General features: G+C 37.5%; 20 protein-coding genes. 7 read left to right on the top strand and 13 right to left on the bottom strand.

Annotation, left to right across the window (positions count from 1 at the left end; all coding sequences use genetic code 11):
- Window positions 1–101 precede the first annotated feature (101 nt).
- The 3 genes from H1P_RS17920 to H1P_RS17910 all read right to left on the bottom strand — a co-directional run bounded on the left by H1P_RS17920 (window position 102) and on the right by H1P_RS17910 (window position 3,472).
- A complete protein-coding gene (locus H1P_RS17920; protein WP_246141782.1) occupies window positions 102–959 on the bottom strand; it encodes an RNA-guided endonuclease InsQ/TnpB family protein in 858 nt (285 codons plus the stop codon).
- 507 nt (window positions 960–1,466) lie between these two features.
- Window positions 1,467–2,582: a Gfo/Idh/MocA family protein gene (locus H1P_RS17915; protein WP_144869854.1), complete on the bottom strand. Its 1,116-nt coding sequence runs from the start codon at window positions 2,580–2,582 to the stop codon at window positions 1,467–1,469.
- Between the two features lie 101 nt (window positions 2,583–2,683).
- On the bottom strand, window positions 2,684–3,472 hold the full coding sequence (locus tag H1P_RS17910) for a pentapeptide repeat-containing protein (protein WP_144869852.1): 789 nt from the start codon (window positions 3,470–3,472) through the stop codon (window positions 2,684–2,686).
- 215 nt (window positions 3,473–3,687) lie between these two features.
- On the opposite strand from H1P_RS17910, the gene H1P_RS17905 reads away from it, so the two are divergent.
- The gene (locus tag H1P_RS17905) at window positions 3,688–5,154 is read left to right on the top strand and encodes a hypothetical protein (protein ID WP_144869850.1); all 1,467 of its coding nucleotides are present in this window, start codon (window positions 3,688–3,690) and stop codon (window positions 5,152–5,154) included.
- A 220-nt stretch (window positions 5,155–5,374) separates the two neighbouring features.
- On the opposite strand, the gene H1P_RS17900 is transcribed toward H1P_RS17905, so the two are convergent.
- Window positions 5,375–5,800 carry an ATP-binding protein gene (locus tag H1P_RS17900; protein ID WP_144869847.1) on the bottom strand — a complete coding sequence of 142 codons (426 nt, stop codon included), beginning with the start codon at window positions 5,798–5,800 and terminating at the stop codon, window positions 5,375–5,377.
- An 809-nt stretch (window positions 5,801–6,609) separates the two neighbouring features.
- Window positions 6,610–6,780, bottom strand: a complete 171-nt coding sequence (locus H1P_RS36225) for a hypothetical protein (protein WP_186376018.1) — start codon at window positions 6,778–6,780, stop codon at window positions 6,610–6,612.
- Window positions 6,781–6,998: 218 nt separating this feature from the next.
- Between H1P_RS36225 and H1P_RS17895 the strand changes: the two genes are divergently transcribed.
- The gene (locus H1P_RS17895; protein ID WP_144869845.1) at window positions 6,999–8,138 is read left to right on the top strand and encodes a PP2C family protein-serine/threonine phosphatase; all 1,140 of its coding nucleotides are present in this window, start codon (window positions 6,999–7,001) and stop codon (window positions 8,136–8,138) included.
- A gap of 31 nt (window positions 8,139–8,169) precedes the next feature.
- Here the strand turns inward: H1P_RS17895 and H1P_RS17890 are convergent, their stop codons facing one another.
- Window positions 8,170–8,487 carry an STAS domain-containing protein gene (locus H1P_RS17890; RefSeq protein ID WP_144869843.1) on the bottom strand — a complete coding sequence of 106 codons (318 nt, stop codon included), beginning with the start codon at window positions 8,485–8,487 and terminating at the stop codon, window positions 8,170–8,172.
- A 133-nt stretch (window positions 8,488–8,620) separates the two neighbouring features.
- On the opposite strand from H1P_RS17890, the gene crtO reads away from it, so the two are divergent.
- Entirely contained in the window at window positions 8,621–10,297 is a 1,677-nt protein-coding gene (gene crtO, locus H1P_RS17885; RefSeq protein ID WP_144869841.1) for a beta-carotene ketolase CrtO, read from the top strand.
- Window positions 10,298–10,313: 16 nt separating this feature from the next.
- Here crtO and H1P_RS17880 read toward each other — a convergent pair whose 3' ends face one another.
- A complete protein-coding gene (locus H1P_RS17880; protein ID WP_144869840.1) occupies window positions 10,314–10,730 on the bottom strand; it encodes a hypothetical protein in 417 nt (138 codons plus the stop codon).
- A gap of 622 nt (window positions 10,731–11,352) precedes the next feature.
- Between H1P_RS17880 and aspS the strand changes: the two genes are divergently transcribed.
- On the top strand, window positions 11,353–13,140 hold the full coding sequence (gene aspS, locus H1P_RS17875) for an aspartate--tRNA ligase (RefSeq protein WP_144869837.1): 1,788 nt from the start codon (window positions 11,353–11,355) through the stop codon (window positions 13,138–13,140).
- Window positions 13,141–13,420: 280 nt separating this feature from the next.
- Window positions 13,421–14,077: a glutathione S-transferase family protein gene (locus H1P_RS17870; RefSeq protein WP_144869835.1), complete on the top strand. Its 657-nt coding sequence runs from the start codon at window positions 13,421–13,423 to the stop codon at window positions 14,075–14,077.
- 91 nt (window positions 14,078–14,168) lie between these two features.
- Here the strand turns inward: H1P_RS17870 and H1P_RS17865 are convergent, their stop codons facing one another.
- The 3 genes from H1P_RS17865 to dpsA form a co-directional block, all read right to left on the bottom strand.
- Complete coding sequence (locus H1P_RS17865; RefSeq protein WP_144869833.1) at window positions 14,169–14,741, bottom strand: (2Fe-2S) ferredoxin domain-containing protein; 573 nt, start codon at window positions 14,739–14,741, stop codon at window positions 14,169–14,171.
- Between the two features lie 50 nt (window positions 14,742–14,791).
- Window positions 14,792–15,034 (bottom strand): Asr1405/Asl0597 family protein, encoded by a 243-nt coding sequence (locus tag H1P_RS17860; protein ID WP_144869831.1) that lies wholly within the window; start codon window positions 15,032–15,034, stop codon window positions 14,792–14,794.
- Between the two features lie 444 nt (window positions 15,035–15,478).
- Entirely contained in the window at window positions 15,479–16,024 is a 546-nt protein-coding gene (gene dpsA, locus H1P_RS17855) for a DNA starvation/stress protection protein DpsA (protein ID WP_144869829.1), read from the bottom strand.
- Window positions 16,025–16,284: 260 nt separating this feature from the next.
- On the opposite strand from dpsA, the gene H1P_RS17850 reads away from it, so the two are divergent.
- Both H1P_RS17850 and mltG read left to right on the top strand, forming a co-directional pair.
- Window positions 16,285–16,866, top strand: a complete 582-nt coding sequence (locus tag H1P_RS17850; protein WP_144869827.1) for a DUF3727 domain-containing protein — start codon at window positions 16,285–16,287, stop codon at window positions 16,864–16,866.
- A 113-nt stretch (window positions 16,867–16,979) separates the two neighbouring features.
- Window positions 16,980–18,044 carry an endolytic transglycosylase MltG gene (mltG, locus tag H1P_RS17845; protein WP_144869825.1) on the top strand — a complete coding sequence of 355 codons (1,065 nt, stop codon included), beginning with the start codon at window positions 16,980–16,982 and terminating at the stop codon, window positions 18,042–18,044.
- A gap of 4 nt (window positions 18,045–18,048) precedes the next feature.
- Here mltG and H1P_RS36220 read toward each other — a convergent pair whose 3' ends face one another.
- The 3 genes from H1P_RS36220 to H1P_RS17835 form a co-directional block, all read right to left on the bottom strand.
- On the bottom strand, window positions 18,049–18,204 hold the full coding sequence (locus tag H1P_RS36220; RefSeq protein ID WP_186376017.1) for a hypothetical protein: 156 nt from the start codon (window positions 18,202–18,204) through the stop codon (window positions 18,049–18,051).
- Between the two features lie 3 nt (window positions 18,205–18,207).
- Window positions 18,208–19,416 carry a DUF4336 domain-containing protein gene (locus H1P_RS17840; protein WP_222427101.1) on the bottom strand — a complete coding sequence of 403 codons (1,209 nt, stop codon included), beginning with the start codon at window positions 19,414–19,416 and terminating at the stop codon, window positions 18,208–18,210.
- A gap of 199 nt (window positions 19,417–19,615) precedes the next feature.
- Window positions 19,616–20,383 (bottom strand): beta-barrel domain-containing protein (locus tag H1P_RS17835; protein ID WP_144869823.1); only part of this gene is annotated, 768 nt, incomplete at its 5' end.

The raw sequence follows: 20,383 nt of genomic DNA, 5'->3' as shown, positions 1-20,383 counted from the left end.
TACTCACCTATAAGATTATTAAGTTGTCATCTGTTGAGGATTAAAGTGCGAACTCTACCGTTTTGCGGTTACTCAACAGAAGCTAGTCATCCTCCTTCTTTCTAAGTTTCGACTAAACGAATCGCACTGCCACTGACATTTAAATCTTCTACTGCGAGCGTTTGGTTTTCACGCACTAAGCGAGTAGTTAACTTGTGAAGAAAGTCTATTCTTCGATCTTTTACTTTTGCATGAAGCTTAGCCAACCTCAGTTTCCTTCTTTTCCTGCGATTAGAATCCTTCAAGGCTAAGAGACGTCTCCTGTTTGCTTTCTTGATACGCTTGAGCATCTTTTTGTGCAATCTAGGATTCTCAATCTTTTCACCACTACTTAAAATAGCGAAGTGAGTTAAGCCTAAATCAATACCGACACTACTATCTGTTTGTGGTGGAATTGGTTGGGAAACTTCTACTACGAAAGAAGCGAAGTATCTGCCAGCACAATCTTTAATGATAGTTACGCTACTAGGGGAGTTTGGTAGTGGTCTACTAACCACCATCTTAATGTGTCCTATCTTAGCTAACTTGACTGATTGAGAATGAACACTGAAAGCATTTTTAGTGAATCTAATTGCTTGCCTAGATGATTTCTTTTTGAATTTTGGTTTACCTACTTCTTTCCCTTTTCTGATACCTTTCTTGCTGTCAAAGTAGTTTTTCCAAGCTACTTTTAGATCGTTAACTGATTGCTGTAAAATCACTGAAGATACTTCAGCTAACCAATGTCTTTCTTCAGTCTTTTTAGCTTCAGTTGTTACTTTTCCACTAATATTGCTAGGAAGTTCTAGGTTGTTTTTCAAAGCATTCTTGTACAGCCATAGTGCATCATTCCACACAACTCTTGCTGAACCAAAAGCTTTTGCTAGTGGTACGATTTGAGATTGCTTGGGATAGATTCTGTATCTGTATCTTGCTTTCATTCTATTATTTTAAAATAGTAGAAAGCTTTATTTTTTAAAGTTTCAGTTTAGAATATGTGAAGATTTCAACCTTGTCGCTTGCCCGTGATTCATCCCACCAGCGTAGCTGGGGGTCTTCTCACGGAGAGAGATAAATTCAACTAATTAGTAAAGCCTCAACTATCCATATCAGCTAGGCGTATATATATCCCTCTTCTGTCAGACTTTGAAAACAAAAACAATATGGGCGCGTTCCCTTGCTAGGTGCGTGAGTTCACCCATCAAAATTAAAATTCTTGAATTATTTGTATATGAGGGATAGAGCCATTATTTCCGAATAGTAAATACCAGAAAATGATTTTGGGACTACGAAAGCCTGTATCGACAACTGATAAGACTTCTGAAAATAGCCCTCTCGGAAAGTGACAAAAGAGTTATATAGCATTACGTACAAATAAATATTAGGGCATTTTTTTGAATTGTCTTAATCTAATCTTGTACGGCTATGATAGTAAATCGACCTGAAAATTAACCTAAAAACAGATCTAATTTCGGTACATCAACCCAACTACGGGAATTATGAGACTGGTGGGTTAAATCCATTAACAATTGGGAATATACCCCCTCTTTTAAAGATGGCGTTAAAGACTTACCGCGATCTATACTTTCTACAAAAAGATCTACAGTACGTACAAAAGGAGCTAATCTACCATCAGGAAATGTTTGCGGAAAATCTAGACGCTGGGGAATTTCTACTTCTTTTAAGTATTCTCCTGCGGGTGCTGCCAACAGTTTAAAACCATGCACATAATCTTTTAAGTTATCGCTACCTAGAACCAATGTACCTTTTTCGCCGTACACTTCCACCCAATGCCCTCTACCGTTGTAGGTTACAGAGCTAATGTTTAACTGACAGGGTGTACCATCAGCTAATTCCATTGTTACTAGACAAGTATCGTCAGCATCCACTGGCTTTAGTTTACCGCCATCTTGGGGATCCCGACGTTCGGGAATGGCACAGGCTAAATGAGCGGATAAGCTTTTGACATCCCCAAACAACCAGCTAATATAATCAAAGGCATGGGAGCCGACAGCACCTAAAGCACCCCCACCCCTATCTTTACGAGCATACCAATTCCAAGGACGTTGGGGGTCGGCACGGCTAACTACGATCCAATCTATTTTAATCAAGCGGATTTTGCCTACATAACTCTGTTGTAAGTATTCGGCAAAAAGTTGCCACGAGGGTACAAAACGAAATTCAAAATCAGCCGTTGCAACTAAACCTTTAGCTTGAGCGAGGTTATATAAATCTTTTACCTCTTTGGCATTCATCGCCATTGGTTTTTCAAGCAATAAATGTTTTCCTGCTGCTAAAACGGCTTTACCCATCTCGTAATGCAAAAAAGGAGGAGTTGTGACACTGACAGCTTCTACTAGATCTAGAGCGAGAACATCATCTAGATTGTCGCAAGCATTGGGGATATTATGTTTTGCTGCAATTTCTTTTGCTGTTGCTAAATCCCGATTATGGACTGCTACTACTTCGGTACGATGGTGGTGCTGAAAGCCTGGAATATGAATTTTTTGCCCAAAACCCGTGCCAACAACTGCAATACCAATTTTTTGCTCTGGAGATACCATTGGACAATTATCAATTAACAACGATCGATGTTATTAATCATCAACTATCAACTATCAATAAGTAAAGACGTTTTGGCGAAACCTCTCTAACAACAATTGCTCTACAGCATCAACTGTAGTAATAAAGAACCAATCCCGCCCATAAATTTACCGAAATTAGAGGCATTTTTGTCTCTTTGTTCTAAACTCGCTTCAATTTGACTTGCTAACTCCATATTATCGAGAAATTCTTGAGAAGTTGACTGTCCTAGCTCATTTTCTTGATTCTCAAAAAGTGCGATCGCCACTTGGGTATTTTCTAAGGCTCTGGTTTTAAAGTCAGTGCGATAGTAAACTACCCCCAAGCCTAAATATGCTGGTGCAAATTCTGAATCAATAGCAATAGCACGATTATAGTGAGCGATCGCTGCACGATAATTTCCCCGATCTGCTTCCCTAACTCCCCAACGATGGAATTGTTCGGGAGTACCTGCTTCTTCAGAAATTCCTTTAACTCCATTTAAGTTGGCTCGATCGAGATCTACATTTTCTAGGGTTGTATTTCTTAGATAGGCGTTTCTCAAGTCTGTACCAGCTAAATTTGCTCCTGTAAGATCTGCTCCTGTAAGATTTGCGCCATACAAAGAAGCACCAGTCAAGTCTGCGCCTGTAAGGTTTGCTCCTGCTAAATTGGCTTGACTGAGATTAGCACCCGCAAGATTAGCATTATTTAATTCTGCGCCAGCGAGGTTGGCATGAATTAATCCTGAATCACTTAAATCGCATTCATGACAACGTTTTGTACCCAGTAATTGATTGAGGTGGCTAATATTTTCAGCTTGTAAAGGAGAAGCTAACGGTAAAGATGCTGTAGTTAAAGCAATAATTGAGGTAATAATACTGATTTTCATAAAGTTTAGATATCAATACGGTGAAAGTTCCTGGAGACTCCGCCATTTTAACTTCGTTATTTCGTAATGGCTAAATGCCCGAATAAAATTAATTCGAGAAATTTAATGGCTACTTTGCATACAGAAGTAAAAAATCTTAAGATATACTCTTAAATATACTCAGCGATTAAATTAAGCGTTTAATATATTGAGCAACTAAAATACTGTTAAATAAAATGGCGAAAACTGTAGTAGCCAAGCCTCTGGGATTAGTTCTCCGTAAAGCTGGTTTAGTATCATCAGAACAAGTAGAAAAAGCTCTTAAGGAGTCTCTTGTCTTGCCTAAATGTAAAATAGGAGAGATTTTAGCTATTAGAGGTTTGATTAAACCTCAAACTGCTGATTTTTTCGCTGAAATTTGGCCCCGTATTGTTGTTACTAAAAAATTACAACCCCTAGGATATTATCTAAAGGCTGCTAGCTTAATTAATGAACAAGAAGTTACTCGTATATTACAAATTCAACAGGATAATACCTCAAAATTTGGCAAAATCGCAGTAGAACAAGAATTAATCTCACAGACCACTTTAGATTTTTTTGTCGAACATCTTCACTTAATCAAGACAGGAGAAATTATTAGTATTTATCCTGAAGCAGTTGCTTTAGAATTAGATAATATTGAAAGTTATATTTTAAATAATACAAAATGTGAGCCAGTCGAGTTATTACAAAAGTATGATAAAATAATACAGCAAGGTACAATAATTGCCAGGGGAGATTTAATTGAACAAGAATTACTAGCGAGTGGAATTGTTATTTTGGATAGAAATGTAATTCGGATTGCTCAACCAAAATATTTAAAAAACTTTAATGAAAATTGGATGGAAAAAGAGTTAGCAAAATTACAACCTTATAACCAGATTCGTCTCAAGATGTTCGGGATAGATAAGAAAGCAGATATTCCTTATAAAGTTATTAATGCAGTTAATAATTGGACAAATCATCAACCATGGTTAACACAAAAAATCTATCAACTAATTAAAGAGAAATCAGTATATATAACACCAGAAGAAGAAGAACTTGTTGTCGAGGAATTAATTTATCAATATATTATTGATGATTGGAAAATAGGTGTAGCAGCTAAACATTTAACCTTTATCAGCGATCGCTTAAATGAAACGAAGTTTTGTTCGACAAAGGCTTTATTAAAAACCTATAAAAAAATCTGGCAACTTAAAGAGATTAATTTTGATAATAGTCTAGAGCAAATGGAATTACTACGCATTGGTTTGATTGAGTTAAAGAATAATCGCATCAGCGTTAGTAATCTTATCTATCAAGCTGTATTCGATCGTCAATGGATTGAGGAGCGATTAAATTCCCTAGAACAGCCTCAACAATTAATGCCAGCTTCCTCATCAGAAAGCCAAATTGTTATAATACCTGAAGCAACTTCTAAGAATAAAAAAAATAAGATCTTGTCGATAATAGCGATTATTGTAATTTTAATAGCAATACCTTTAATCATAAAATTGTTTAAAAAACCACCACAAACCAACGAGTCGATCGAGCAAGGAAATAATTTTTTAGAAGCTCAACATTATCAAAAAGCCTTAACAACCAGCGATCGATTCATCGCCACTCAATACAATATTCAAGCTGATCGCAGAGGTTTATCCTTGGCTTATGAATTAATAAAGTAAAGCTTTACTAGCAAGAGAACATTATGTTAAAGCAATATCTGATTATGAAAAGGTGCGACCTAATAATCCCATAATATATCTGCAAAATAAAATATCGGATTAGCCTTGTCAACTCGCGCGTTCCTTAGCGGAGGCAACCTCCGCAGGGTCGCTCGTCAAATTCAGGAAAATCAGCACAACTAAGCAAAGTTTTTGAGGCGATGTTCAAGTAACAAAATCATTAATGGCGTAAATATTTAACAATTTTTAAACAATTTTCTGTTGCAGAGACACGCTGATAAGTAAGAGAGTCAGCTATTTTATACATAATCGCAATACCCCGTCCACTTCCTTCCCATTTATGGTTTTTTTCTGATGTTGTTTTGATAAAACCCTTGAGATCGAAAGGTTTACCATAATCCCAGATGCTTATAGTCATTTTTGCACAGTCGATCGCAATTGCAATTCTAATGGGAGTTTCTGCTGGTAAATTTTGATGAGCATGACGGACTACATTTGTAAAACCTTCTATTAAGGCTAACTGACATTGTAACCAGTCTTGTTGCTGAATTGTATTGTGATATATTTTGTTAAATTGAAGTAATACTAGATCGACGGCTTTAAGATCGCTCTTGACTTCAATTTTAGTTTGAATAGGAAGTTTCAATTGCTGGCAACCTTGTAGCTAGTAATATATAAGTATTGCAATAGAAAATTATGAGGGAAAGTATTTTTTTATGAGCAACTTAGTAATTTTACGGGATTAACTAATATATTCAAAATTGCTTTACTCATGGGGTTTTCCCTAAGTTGTAATCTACATAACTTAAAAATTAGTAATCAATGCTCTTAGTTTAGCAGGGCGAGTGGATCATCAGTTAATGTGACCGACTTGTACGCCTCGTAAATTGTTGATAATTGTTTGGCTCAAGGTTTCAGTATATCAAAACTTAGTAGTTATCAAGTTTTCGATCTCTGCTACATCTTAATAAGTTTAGAAAACTTAGAAAATCACAACATTTCTGACTTTATAGGCTATGTTTGAGATGAATTGGCTATTATGAGATGATATCTCACACCATAAATTATCTATCGCTTATAAACCAATGTTATATATTCAATTCTTTCTATTTTTACGAAGTCAGAGGAAGCTCCGTCGTGACGGGAGTGCGCGACGCAAAGCTAGTCCTTTAGGGCGTTCGCACTTATGAGGAAACCTAATTTCTTGTCGCACCGCTCAAGGGCGCAGAGTCTCTTTGACTTACGAGAAATTTTTCGCGCAGACATAGTATTTGAAGATTCTAATTCAGATTAAGTATCCGATGCACAATAAACCCGTGTACTTGAGAGAAACAAGTTTTGGGTGTTGGGGTACAAGGATGTGAGGATTTAGCGGTTAAAACTTGCGGTGCAAAAGAAGCGGGCAGACCCCGCAGACCCGTCGCATTGGGTGTTTATACCCGTCACATTGGGTGTTTATACCCATCGCATTTGGGGACAAGGAAATGCTGCCCAAGACAGGCGAGGTTTCCTCGCGACATGAGAAGCTCCTAAAGGATTCCCTTCGATCAAGGATACAGCCGATCCATATAGCTTTGCGTCGCGCACCAAGAGAGCGGATGTTCCATCCGAATCGAGATCGCTCACCCTTGAAGAAAAAAAAGACAACTATCAAAAATATACAAATAAATTTGCTTACCTACTTATATAAAGTCAAATAATTTTATTTAACATACTGTGATTTAGCAACATTAATGTTTTTAATTACTACTATTAGTCTTTGGCTTACTTTTAATTTAACAATTCAAATACTGAAATATAAACCAATTTTCTTTTTTTTTACAAAATAAAAATAATATTTTATAATGGCTCTAATTTTAATTATTGATGATGATTCTGCAACTCAATTACTACTCAAGCGTACTTTAGAAAAGCAAGGTTATGAAATTGCCATCGCTAGTGATGGTCAAGAAGGGTTGGCTAAAGCTATAGATATTAAGCCAGCATTAATTATATGTGATTGGATTATGCCTCATTTGAGTGGTTTAGAAGTTTGTCGAAAATTAAAAGCAATTGCTGAATTGTCCACTACTTTTTTTATTTTATTAACTTCTTTAGATTCTCTAGAAGCTCGCGTTCAAGGGTTAGATGCCGGCTCTGATGATTTCTTGTGTAAACCTATTGAAATGTATGAATTAACAGCTAGAGTAAGAGCAGGGTTGAGATTGCATGAGTTAAGTCGCGATCTACAACAACAAAAACAATTATTAGAAGATGAATTAACAGAAGCAGCAGAGTATGTAAGTTCAATTTTACCTGAACCTTTAATTCATCCCAAACTTAATATAGATATGCGGTTTATCCCTTCTCGTCAATTGGGAGGAGATAGTTTTGATTATTTTTGGCTAGATAATAAGCATTTAGTTTTTTATTTGTTAGATGTTGCTGGACATGGTTTAAGAGCTTCTTTACCTTCTCTTTCGGTAATTAATTTATTGAGATCGCAAACTTTAATGAATGCTAATTATTATCAACCAAGTAGTGTAATATCTAGTTTAAATAGTATTTTTCAAATGAGCGATCGCAATGACAAATACTTTACTATTTGGTATGGTGTTTATAATTGTCAACAAAAAACTTTAACCTATTCTAGTGCTGGACATCCCCCAGGAATCTTACTGTCTGATACACAAAATAAACAAATTATAGAACAAAAATTAAAAACCGTGGGTGTTCCTGTAGGGATGTTTCCCAAAGTAAAATATGTAGATGCTTATTGCACTATTCCTGCTAATTCTAGCCTCTATATTTTTAGCGATGGTATTTATGAAGTGGAACAGGTTAACGGTTATTTTTGGGGTTTGGAAAAGTTTATTTCTGTCTTGAAAAAGTATCAACAAACCCCACAGCGTAATTTAGATAGATTATTACAGTTTGTTCGTAACTGGCATCCTAATTTTCAATTTGAAGACGATCTATCTATTTTACAAATTGATTTTTTATAAATCACCTTTGAGATAAATTAGTTTTTAATTTCTATAAAAACTTTTGTTCAAATTCTTCTTTGTCAGTAAAAATTTCAAATACACGATCCATACTAGTTAGTTCAAATAACATTCTAGTTTGTTCATTCATCGAGCAAAGAAACATTTTTAACCCTGCACCGCGAATCGTTTTTAAAGCCAAAACTAACGCTCCTAAACCAGAACTATCCATAAAGGTAACATCAGTAAAATCAACTAGTATGATTTCTGCTCCGTTGCTAACACTTCGATCTATTTGAGAACGAAAATCGGTGGCTTTTGTACCATCTAAAATCCCTTGAGGGGCAATTACTTTAATAGTCGGATTCATATAACACAACGTTTTATAATAAATAAATCATTTCGCCAGTATAGCAAAGGAACAGTATCCTCGAAAACTACCTATTAGGCGATTAAATCACATAAATGATCAATAAAAAAGAAGAAAGGAATTAACATTTTTTATGGAAACCTATGATGCGATCGTGATTGGTGCAGGGCATAATGGTTTAGTCTGTGCAGCATATTTACTGAAAGCGGGATACAGTGTCTTGCTACTAGAAAAAAGATCGGTCCCAGGAGGTGCAGCCACTACAGAAGAAGCAATTCCCGATCTAGCACCAGGTTTCAAGTTTAACCTTTGTGCTATCGATCATGAGTTTATTTTTCATGCTCCTGTGATTGAAGAATTAGAGCTATACAAGTATGGCTTAGAGTACTTACACTGCGATCCCCACACCTTTTGTCCTCACCTTGATGGTCAATATTTCCTCGCTCATAAATCTCTGGAAAAGACGCATTTGGCGATCGCCAAATATAGCCAAAGAGATGCCGATAATTACCTAGAGTTTATCAAATATTGGTCGCAACTCTTGAGTGCGATCGCTCCTTGGTTTAATTCCCCTCCCCAATCTATTATTAATCTGGCAAAAAATTACGGTAAACAAAACATTCTCGATATCTTGTCGGTAGCGGGTTCCAAGAATAAAGCTTTAGATTTTATCCGTAACATGATCACTTCTCCTGAAGACTTACTTAATGAGTGGTTTGATACCGAGATTGTGAAAGCTCCCCTAGCAAGATTAGCAGCCGAAATTGGCGCACCTCCCTCACAGAAAGGCATTACCGCAGGTTTAATGATGTTGGCAATGCGTCATCAGCCAGGAATGGCAAGACCAAAAGGCGGTACAGGAGCGTTAACGAACACCCTAGTGAGGTTAGTAAACTCCTTGGGTGGTAAAATTCTGACGGAGCAAATGGTTAAAGAAGTACTAATAGATGATAATCAAAGAGCTATGGGCGTTAAAGTAGCAGGAGGGCAAGAATATCGAGCTAATAAAGCAATAATTTCTAATATTGATGTCCAGAGACTATTTTTGCAGTTAGTAGAGGAAAAAGCGATCGCCCCTAAACTGAGAAATCGCGTCGCCAGAAGAATTGTTAACAACAACGAAACCATTCTCAAAATTGATTGCGCCCTCTCCGAAGTACCCCGCTTTACAGCTTATGATAGAGACGATCTCGATCATCTTATTGGTACGGTGTTAATTGCTGACTCTACCGCCCATGTAGAACAGGCTCACAGCTTAGCCAATATGGGGCAGATACCCGATAGTAACCCCTCAATGTATCTTGATATTCCTTCCGTTTTAGACCCCACTCTCGCCCCTGAAGGTAAGCATACCTTGTGGATTGAATTTTTTGCTCCTTACCAGATAGCAGGAAAAGAAGGAACAGGCTTAAATGGTACAGGTTGGACAGACGATCTCAAAAACAAAGTTGCTGATAATGTACTGGCAAAATTAGCCGAATACGCTCCCAATATTAAAGACTCCATAATTGCTCGTCGCGTAGAAAGTCCTGCCGAATTAGGGGAAAGACTCGGTTCTTATAAAGGAAATTATTATCATTTGGATATGACCCTAGATCAGATGATATTTTTACGCCCTTTGCCCGAAATTGCCAACTATACCACTCCAATTAAGAATCTTTATTTAACAGGTGCAGGAACTCATCCTGGTGGTTCAATATCAGGTATGCCAGGACGTAATTGCGCTCAAGTTTTTTTATCTCAACAAAATTCTTTAATCTATCAAGCACAACAGTCTCTTAATTCCGTCATGAAATCCTTGTTTCAGTAAACAGTAAAGCATCGCGTCAATCCATCAGAAATGAATAAGCCAAGCCTAACAATTCTATTTCGACTGATGGTAAGGAACGGGCTTCAATCAGAGTAATAAACTTTCCTCCGAGATCCGCTAGTTGTTCGTAAGGAGGATCGACCGTGGTAAAACTGGCTAAATATACATTGAATGTCAGAGCCTCGTTTTTAGCGATCGCCAGAAACTGTTTTTCAATCTCAAGGATATTACTAGATAGTCCTAATTTTCCTTGACTGATGGTAATTAAGTTTTCGCTCTTGTCAACAACTCGCTCTTCAGAGATACTGCTGTCAACAATTTTTGACTTAGGAGGTAAGCCATCAAAATGACAAACAGAACCATTTAAGGCAAAAAACATAATACGCGCACTTGCGGATTGCTTGTGATACATAATTAAGCGATTGTTTTCCACAATTTTTACCTCTGTTAGGTTTACCAGCGATCTCGTCTCTGTGATTTATCTAGTTTTTAGTCAGAGAGACTCCGTCGTCCCCATTCAAGGATCGATAAAACGACGGAGCTTCCTCTGACTTCGTAAAAATCAAAAATATTATCTCCGAAAATTGTTAGCAAAAAACAATGTCAAGATTTCTCCTACTAATCTCACTGTTTTAGCAGTTCCAGACTATTGAATCAGGGGAATTAATAGTTAACCTTACAGCAAAAGCAAGAAGAGAAAATGTAATTTAGGAAAGATTTAATTTATCTTCTTAAAGCTATAAGCTCGCTTGCTTTTAAGTTGAATGCAGTCGTATCAGCAATCACGCTACTGAGTTCAAGACGATTACGCAAAGGCGGTGTCTACGATCTAACAAGGTATTAACCCTGGAGCTTATAGCTTATAGCTTATAGCTTATAGCTTATAGCTTATAGCTGGGGTTTTGCCCCTTTATTGAGTGCTATAGATGCCACATTTTCTAGAGAAAATGTCAGTATTTCTAACTCGGTGACTCGATCGTGAATGTCCGACTACCTAAATTATCTGTTAATCTAAAGAACGCTGTGTTTAAAATTTTTCTTTGAGCATCGGGAATATGAGAACTCATTATTGCGGGGAATTGCGATCCGCAGACATCGATAAGACAGTTACTCTTTATGGTTGGGTAGATCGCCGTCGCGATCATGGTGGAGTAGTCTTTATTGACTTACGCGATCGCACTGGTACAGTACAAATAGTTAGCGATCCGCAGCGCACTCCCGATTCTTATGAGATGGCTGATAAGCTTCGTAGTGAATATGTTGTCAAGGTAGTCGGAAAGGTTTTCCAACGCCCAGAGGAGTCTTTGAACCCCAATTTACCTACGGGAGAAGTAGAAATCTATGCTAATTCTCTTGAGTTATTAAGCGGAGTTAGTAAACAATTACCTTTCCAAGTTTGTACTGCTGAATATGAAACTGTCAGAGAAGATTTACGCCTCAAATACCGCTATCTGGATTTAAGAACAGATCGCATGGCGCAAAATCTACAGCTACGCCATCAGGTAGTCAAAGCAATGCGTCGTTTTCTCGAAGACGAACAGAACTTTATGGAAATAGAAACACCGATTCTAACTCGTTCTACTCCCGAAGGGGCGCGAGACTACATCTTACCTTCTAGGGTAAATCCTGGGAGTTGGTATGCATTACCTCAATCACCGCAGCTATTCAAACAATTGTTAATGGTATCAGGGTGCGATCGCTATTACCAAATTGCGCGTTGTTTCCGTGATGAAGATTTACGCGCCGATAGACAACCAGAATTTACCCAATTGGATATGGAAATGAGTTTCATGTCAGTAGAAGAAATTCTCGAACTTAATGAGGCTTTAATCTGTCATATCTTTAAAACAGTCAAAGGTATAGAATTACCCCGCCCCTTCCCCCGTATTACCTATGCTGAAGCAATGGATAAATATGGCAGCGATCGTCCTGATACCCGTTTTGGGTTAGAATTAGTGGATGTTTCCTCCATCGTTCAAGATAGCGGTTTTAAAGTCTTTTCTGGTGCGGTAAAAAGTGGCGGTGTAGTTAAAGTCTTACCCATCCCTAACGGTAACGATGCCATTTCTAACGTGCGAATCAAGCCCAAAGGAGATATCTTTAACGAAGCAGTTGCAGCAGGGGCGAAAGGTATTGCCTATATCAGAGTTAGAGAAAATAACGAAATCGATACTATTGGAGCAATTAAAGATAACCTCTCTGAAGAGCAAAAACAAGAGCTATTAGCCAAAACTGGGGCAAAACCAGGATATTTATTGCTCTTTGGTGCAGGAGACACCGCTACAGTCAACAAGACTCTAGATCGGGTACGTCTCTTTATGGGGAAAGAATTAGGCTTAATCGAGGAAGATAAAATTAATCTTCTCTGGGTAACAGAATTTCCCATGTTTGAATACAACAAGGACGAAAAACGTTTAGAAGCCCTCCATCATCCCTTCACTGCGCCTTTTCCAGAAGACATCGATGATTTATCAACAGCTAGGGCGCAAGCTTATGACATTGTTTATAACGGGGTAGAAATTGGTGGCGGAAGTTTGCGTATTTATCAAAAAGATATTCAAGAAAAAGTCTTTACCACTATCGGTTTATCCACCGAAGAAGCTAACGAAAAATTTGGTTTCCTCTTAGAAGCTTTTGAATATGGTACGCCTCCCCACGGTGGTATTGCTTACGGTTTGGATCGTTTAGTGATGTTACTCGCAAAAGAAGAATCAATTCGTGATGTAATTGCTTTTCCCAAAACCCAACAAGCAAGCTGTCTCCTTACCGATGCACCTTCGTCTGTCAGCGATAAACAATTGCGGGAGCTAGAAGTCAAATCCACTTACAAACCAAAAGATTGACAAGAGTAGGGTGGGGTGTGCCTCGCCCTACAATACACATAGCAAAAAATCTTGATTCTTAATTTTGTCCGAATTTGTTTGGCTATTTTTAGGAGCATTCAAACCATAAATATCCATCATAATGCCATCAAACACTGATTTATTACTATAATTAATAGCTGGAAATATTGGCATTTATGACTTCAAAATATTTTGAATAGTTTTTATTTAAGTTATGCTGATAAACTACTAGCCAAAGTATTATGAAGATAATTCCATCTGAAACGAAAAGATAAGTGCAATGGGAATTCCTAAATTAGTTATTGGCAATAAAAATTACTCATCATGGTCACTTCGAGCTTGGCTAATTTTGGCTAAACTGGACATTAAGTTTGAAGAGATACAAATACCGCTCTTTTCTGAAGGATATCAAGAAAAATTGTTTCGTTATTCTCCCACAGGAAAAGTACCAGTCTACATAGAAGATGAATTAACAATATGGGACAGTCTAGCTATTGCAGAATATCTAGCAGAACGATATCCCACACTATTGCCAAGTGATTTTAAACAGCGAGCTTTAGCACGTTCTGTATCTGCCGAAATGCACTCTAGTTTCTTTTCCTTACGGTCAAAAATGCCGATGAATTGTCGAGCCAAAGATCGCCATGTAGAATCAACAGAAGAATTAACCAATGATATTCAGCGAATTCAAGCTATCTGGACTACCTGTAGAAATCAAAATAGAAAAGCTGGTTCGTGGTTATTTGGTGATTTTACGATTGTTGATGCAATGTTTGCACCAGTAGTTTTTCGCTTTAATACCTATGGTGTTGAATGCGATTCTATAGCTACTGAATATATGAAAACAGTATTGAATGATTCTGATATAAAGCGTTGGTACGAGGCTAGCAAGAATGAGCCAGAAATCATTGAGCAAGTAGAAGTGGGATTAAATTAATAATTTAATTGTGGTCAAATTTTGTCAATAAAAATCCCCAATGCTACTCATTATTATAAGACTGAAAAAACGCGAGATCGCCGATATTCCTCTAATCAGCTATAAGATGTTTTTCTATTAAATTAGATACTTTTTGGGGTTGCACTCTACTATAGCGAGCTTTATCGGGCATAATTACCATGTTGGGGGCTTTTTTACACTGTTTGAGACAACCTACAGTTTTGACTTCTACTTGACCCGCAAGTCCTCTATTCTTTAACTCTTTTTTCAACAACTCACAAGCTGTTTTTCCGCCTTTCTTCCAACAGGTAGACTTTTGGCAAAATAGTACTTTTGCTTTTGGTTTTGCTGTCACTGTAGAATTACAAGTTTGGGAAATAACTTTTTCTGAAGCAGGTTTACTCAACAATTCGATTCCGTAAGCTTTGTACTTTATTTTTCCCTTGTTAATTTCATGCCTACGCATCCCTGTTACTTTTAGCAAACATCCAGGCTTTAATTTGCTACTGATACTTTTTCTAAGTTCTTTAGCAACTTTAACCCAATATTCTCCCTGTTCTGTAACCAATTGTAAATACTTTATACAGTCATTTGACTTAGTTGATAAATCTTCTAATTTACCTGTGATTGTGAACTGGGAAACGAAAGGTTGTGTCATTACCATATGTTTATAACTCCTTAATTAAAATAATGGGCATTACTTAAATAAAATTATTATTCATAACATTTAGCTATCCAACATTGATTTAACCAATCAATTAATTCTTGGCGATTTGCGGTAAATTGTTTGACTACGCTCCAGGTTTGGACTACTGCTTGAGAATTACCCAAGTATACCTGTAAAGGTCGATCTGTTTGACACGAACATTCTACTTCTAGTGCTTGAAGACGATAGTATACTTGCCAACGATCTGACCAATTTATCTGAATGGTCTGTGGCTTACTGCTATTACTCATAGTTTACCTAATATTTAGCAATTTTTATATCAATAGATATGATTACTGTCTATATTGTTTAATCTTCCAGCTAATTGATTTTTATTATCAATTAGCTGATAATAATTATACTGTAGCAGTACTTTTATTAATTGCCAATAGTTTGCAACAAATTTAGAGCTTTGGATAACCGATCGTTAGCGAAGAGTTTAGGTAAGAAACTTCCAAAAACTTGTCCTCACTTTTTCGTGCCGACTCTGTTTAATGTTCAATGAAAGGTAATTGGTTAATTATCACTAAGTCTGTGGGAAGCTGATTCTCTTCATAGCGACTTTCAGGGTTATGTTGTTATGTTTTTGATAATTGAATGAATACTGGAAGACACACCATAAAAATAAGGAGCTAGAAATAATAATTACTCTGCTCCTCATTGCTTTTAATTTATTTTTTTGTCAATCGATTTCGTTAATTGTTGATAAATCCGACAGTCAAACTATCATGGGCTAGGAAGTGATCCAAATGGTAAGCTCTTTCTTCGGTTTTAAGTAAAATTTGTTCGTACAGATATCGACTAGCGCGATCGCCGAGACTTTCTGCTTGAGTAGCTTGACGACGTAACAACGGAATAATAGCTTGTTCTGCTGTAAGATTGTGTTGCACCATAGTCCGACAGTCATAAATTCCGTCTGATTCTGGCTCGAAACAACACAATTCTGCAAGCTTAGTAAAACTCGCAACAGGAACACCACCTAATCCATTAAGACGCTCTCCCAAATCATGGACATGATCTTTTACCGCATCATAACTTTCAGCAAAAAATTCGTGTAAAGAGGAAAACTCTGCTCCTTCCACTACAAAGTGATGTTTTTGATACTGTAAATAAAGAGCCTGAAAACTAGCCAAAACAGCGTTTAAACCTTCGCAAACTGGTTCAGTGACACTTCGGTCTAAGAGGATAGGATTTTCGCCTACTTGACCAAAATTTTGTAGCAAGCCTGTTGTTGCAGACATAATGAGTGTTCTCCTTTCATTTAGGTAGGCTTATTGACAATTTAAAGCTAGCACATAACTCAGCGATATTTCTCTTTATTAACTCAACAAAGTTTTTGGAACATTCTGTGTTTTGCATCAAGCTCAAAATTCCCCATAAGATTCAGGAAAAAAATAAAATAGTGACAGTTAACTGATAATTTATATCTTAGTAGCTATCTCAGAAATATTCCCTAGCTTTCTGAGCTAGCTGGTTAATGATTGTGAAACAATAACTGTTTATGCCATCCCCTTTTGATAGAGATAAAGACAACCGCGATGAAGAGATAGTCAGTCTTTTTGACGAAAATCAGCGATCGCTCGTGTGCTATGTGGAACATTCTTTAGAAACAGATGGCATAACTTATCTCCTACTAATGCCCGTAGATATCCCTGTGACAATAATTAGCTGGGAGAGCGACGATCCAGACGCAGAAGAAGTAGAAGCGGTAATGCTAGAAGATGATGGGGAAATTACCGATATTTTTGCTAATGCCAAAGCAGTTTTAGCAGAACACAATCTTTATCTGAAGCATTCCGCATTCACTTTAACCGCCACGGGAGAATTACCGCCAATTGAAGAGGATCAAATATTAACCTTAAATTTAGACGAAGAAGATAGCGACTTAGACTCTGAAGAATTACAGCTACTCGCTAGTTTTTATCACTCCGAGCGCAAATATTCTATTTATACACCCTTAACCCCTTTATTATTTTTTGCCCGCTACAATACCAAAGGAAAATTGGAATTAGTCTCTCCAGAAGAAGAAGGATTTCAACCAATTTTGGAAGAGTTATTATTTGAAGAATTAGACGACAGGTAATTTTAAGGGTATTAAGGATGAGAACAAACTTATTTTTACAAGAGAAGTGTCTTAGCTGTTGGTTACTGATTGCTGATTACTAAATTACTGATTACTGATTACTGATAACTAATATGACTCTGACGAAAAAGAAATCACCACTTCCTTTATTATTAGGTATTCTTGCTTTGGCTATAGGTGGAGGAATTGGGGGAAGTTGGTTCTGGTGGCAAAAAGCGATCGCTCCTGTAGCAGCCGAAACAGAATTAGAAACAGCCCCCTTTACCGTAGAATCTGGCATGGGAGGGCAACAAATTGGCAATAAACTGGCTGAGGAAGGATTAATTAAATCGGCTACAGCTTGGAAAGTTTGGACAAAATTGCAGCAACAACAAGATAACGGTGGAGGTTTTAAAGCAGGAACTTATTTAGTTTCCCTTGACGAGTCTTTACCAGATATTGCCACCAAAATCTGGAATGGGGAAATTATGCAAACCAATTTTACGATTCCTGAAGGTTGGTCAATGGAGCAAATGGCGAACTATTTCGAGTCTTTAGACTATTTTACTGCCGAAGAATTTTTAGCAGCAACTCGCGAAATTCCCTACGAAAAATACTCTTGGTTACCTAAAGATATTCCCCATTTAGAAGGTTTTTTATATCCCGATACTTATAAGATTAGCAGCGATCGCACTAACGATCCTCAAGCAGTAATTGATGCGATGCTCAAAAGCTTTGAAAACATTGCTTTGCCTGTATACAAAGAAGCCAATACCGATTATTCTCTTCAAGAATGGGTCACATTAGCTAGCATCGTAGAAAAAGAATCCGTAATACAAGACGAACGCCCTCTGATTGCTGGTGTCTTTACCGCTAGATTAGAACAGGGAATGCGTTTAGAATCCGATCCTACAGTAGAATATGGTTTAGGTATTCGTCAAACCGCCGATCGACCCCTCACTTATGCTCAAGTAGGTACACCTTCCCCCTACAATACCTATCGTAACTTTGGTTTACCCCCTACTGCGATCGCTGCTCCTGGCATTGCTAGCCTTAAAGCTACTCTCAATCCTGAAAGTACAGAATATCTCTTTTTTGTGGCTCGTTACGACGGTACTCATGTGTTTAGTCGAACCCTACAAGAACACGAAGCAGCTACTAGAAGAATTCGTAATGAAAGAAATGCCAGACAAAATTAATTGATTAATAGCTGGTTGCTCGTCGTTTTTTGTTCGTGGCTCGCCCTAAAGGATACCGCTCCGCATATGGCTCGTGGCTCGTGGCTGGTTGCTGGTTGTTGGTTGTTGATTCTTTGCTACTTCTGACTTCTGACTTCTGACTTCTGACTTCTGACTTCATCCCTCATCCTTCCTTTGGTGGTGGTACAAGACGGCTTTTACACAGTAATTTATCGATTTCTTGGAGTACTTGAAATTCTACTTCTGGTAGAGGATAGGTTTTGGTAGAAAAAGAGCCTGTAGATGGTTCTAAAAAAGAAAAAGCTTGGCGAAATTGCTGACTACCTGCGATGATAGGTGCAGAAAAATGACAGGGAATAATTCTTTGAAAATCCCAATCTGCGATCGCATCTGCCCATTGTAAAACATCTTGAGGGGAACGATTTAAAATCAGAGTTTGTAAAATGGGTGGCACAAATAAACGACCATTGCCACTTAGAGAATAAAAGCATTGTTGCCAATCTTCACGCCACTTAAAAGGAAATAGACCAAAATAGTTTTTACTCGATTTATCGGGAGCTTTAAAAGCATCTAAAAAGACTTTTCCCCACTGAGGAATAGATAAGACAGTCGGCTGAAAATACATGGCAAATAAAGCAATTCTTTGCCATCCTTTACAGCGATTTTCTAATGTATCATTAATAGTTTCTAAGCCATTATCTTTGGCATGAAATAGTAAAGGAGAAGAATCGATTTGCAATATTAGAGGTGGTTCAGCAAAAACAGAAATGATAGAATCTGTAACTAATAATGTACTGGATTTTTTATCAAAAAAAGCTACTTCTGAAAAATAGCCAGACTTTAAATCAACAGTCTTCAAAATAGCGTAATCAAACTGATTGGCAAAAGGGGTTTTACTACTATCTTCAGGTAAAATGAAAGTTCTTTTACGGGGAAAACCCAACCAATTTAAAGGAAGATCGAAAGGAAAACTCCATTGATCTGGTGCTACAAATATCTGAGCTTGAGGAAATTTTCTCGCAAAAGGAGCAACAAATACTTTATGCTCTAGACCAGAAATTGTCGGTAGAATAATATATTTGACATCTCCATACTTAACTACCAATTCCTTGAGTAATTGCAAACATTCCCCTGTGGGAGCGACAGGAGCATAAACTAATAATCCTCCTTCATCTAACCTAACCACCGTCATCCGAATTGGCACTATGACATAAAAGATGCCTTGTACTTGCTCAAAAGTCCAAACGCGATCGGGAATAATTTCACGACGAATAGTTCTTCGTTTGCCATAGGGATATATTGGCACAAGAGGCCAAAAAGACCAAGAAAAATCACGCGAATCGGGCTGCTTTTCTATTTTCCCTAAGCTCACTCGCTAACTCCTAAGCAAAACATTCAACAACTATTTCATTCATAGGAGTTTAACATTTTCGAGGTGAGTAACAATAATCGATCCAGGACTTACACAAACAAACTTTAAAAACACCTAAGTGTGATGTGTGATTCGGATTGGGTATCACCTATTACCTTCTTGCAACAAATAGCTTTTTCAGTAAACCCTACGAACCCGATCAAAAATCAGTTAACAGCCTGGCTTTTCTCAGGACAAAAAGCAGTATGGTTTCTTCCTGGGTAATGAAACTGGCTGTGGCTTCCATGCCTGGTTTAATATTACATTGGTTGCCTTTAGCATTTAAAGAAAAACTTTTTGGTTGAATATTGACTTCATAACTCGCCTGGGGTTGTTGGGAAAAAATTGTGTCTGGAGAAATATAAGTTACACTGCCTTGAAGAATTCCGTAGTCGGGATAGGGACAAGCAGTTACCTTGAGTCTTACTGGTTGTCCGATGCTAATTTTTTCAATATTTGCCGATTCCACAAAAGATTTGACGATTAACGGAGCATCCCTCATGGTAATTAGTGCAATAGCTTGACTTGCAGAAACTACCTGTCCAGAGTTACGCAGATTGAGATGCTGAATTGTACCCGATACGGGAGTGCGAATCATGGTTTTCTCTAATTCAGTTAAGATTTGCTGTATTTCTCCTTGACTGTGAGCTAATTGGTTTTGAAGCTCGGCTTGTTTTTGGCTTAATAATTCTTTTTCCCGACGCAGTGCAGCAATGATCGCTTTACCTTGGGCTAATTCCCGTTTAATTTGTTCCTTAGCGATGGTGATTTCAGCATTACTGGGATTGAGTGCAGCTTGAGCTATTTCTCGTCTGGCGAGTGCTGCTTGGAGTGCTGATTCTTTTTCTTTGATTTTCAGTGCGGAAATTGCTCCTGTATGGGCTAATTTCTCTAATCTGGTTAATTCATCCCTGGCTAAAGTCACCGC

It is taken from the genome of Hyella patelloides LEGE 07179 (assembly GCF_900659865.1).
Taxonomy (GTDB): Bacteria; Cyanobacteriota; Cyanobacteriia; order Cyanobacteriales; family Xenococcaceae; genus Hyella; species Hyella patelloides.
Note: the sequence above shows the minus strand (reverse complement) of the source record. Positions and strands in the feature narration are given on the sequence as shown.

Bases quoted from the DNA above. Each gene is read 5' to 3' on its own strand.
- H1P_RS17920 (WP_246141782.1), bottom strand. From the start codon at position 959: ATGAAAGCAAGATACAGATACAGAATCTATCCCAAGCAATCTCAAATC.
- H1P_RS17890 (WP_144869843.1), bottom strand. From the start codon at position 8,487: ATGAATCCGACTATTAAAGTAATTGCCCCTCAAGGGATTTTAGATGGT.
- H1P_RS17910 (WP_144869852.1), bottom strand. From the start codon at position 3,472: ATGAAAATCAGTATTATTACCTCAATTATTGCTTTAACTACAGCATCT.
- aspS (WP_144869837.1), top strand. From the start codon at position 11,353: ATGAGAACTCATTATTGCGGGGAATTGCGATCCGCAGACATCGATAAG.
- mltG (WP_144869825.1), top strand. From the start codon at position 16,980: ATGACTCTGACGAAAAAGAAATCACCACTTCCTTTATTATTAGGTATT.
- H1P_RS17865 (WP_144869833.1), bottom strand. From the start codon at position 14,741: ATGGTAATGACACAACCTTTCGTTTCCCAGTTCACAATCACAGGTAAA.
- H1P_RS17895 (WP_144869845.1), top strand. From the start codon at position 6,999: ATGGCTCTAATTTTAATTATTGATGATGATTCTGCAACTCAATTACTA.
- H1P_RS17870 (WP_144869835.1), top strand. From the start codon at position 13,421: ATGGGAATTCCTAAATTAGTTATTGGCAATAAAAATTACTCATCATGG.
- H1P_RS17905 (WP_144869850.1), top strand. From the start codon at position 3,688: ATGGCGAAAACTGTAGTAGCCAAGCCTCTGGGATTAGTTCTCCGTAAA.
- H1P_RS17915 (WP_144869854.1), bottom strand. From the start codon at position 2,582: ATGGTATCTCCAGAGCAAAAAATTGGTATTGCAGTTGTTGGCACGGGT.
- H1P_RS17860 (WP_144869831.1), bottom strand. From the start codon at position 15,034: ATGAGTAATAGCAGTAAGCCACAGACCATTCAGATAAATTGGTCAGAT.
- H1P_RS17850 (WP_144869827.1), top strand. From the start codon at position 16,285: ATGCCATCCCCTTTTGATAGAGATAAAGACAACCGCGATGAAGAGATA.
- dpsA (WP_144869829.1), bottom strand. From the start codon at position 16,024: ATGTCTGCAACAACAGGCTTGCTACAAAATTTTGGTCAAGTAGGCGAA.
- crtO (WP_144869841.1), top strand. From the start codon at position 8,621: ATGGAAACCTATGATGCGATCGTGATTGGTGCAGGGCATAATGGTTTA.
- H1P_RS36220 (WP_186376017.1), bottom strand. From the start codon at position 18,204: ATGAAGTCAGAAGTCAGAAGTCAGAAGTCAGAAGTCAGAAGTAGCAAA.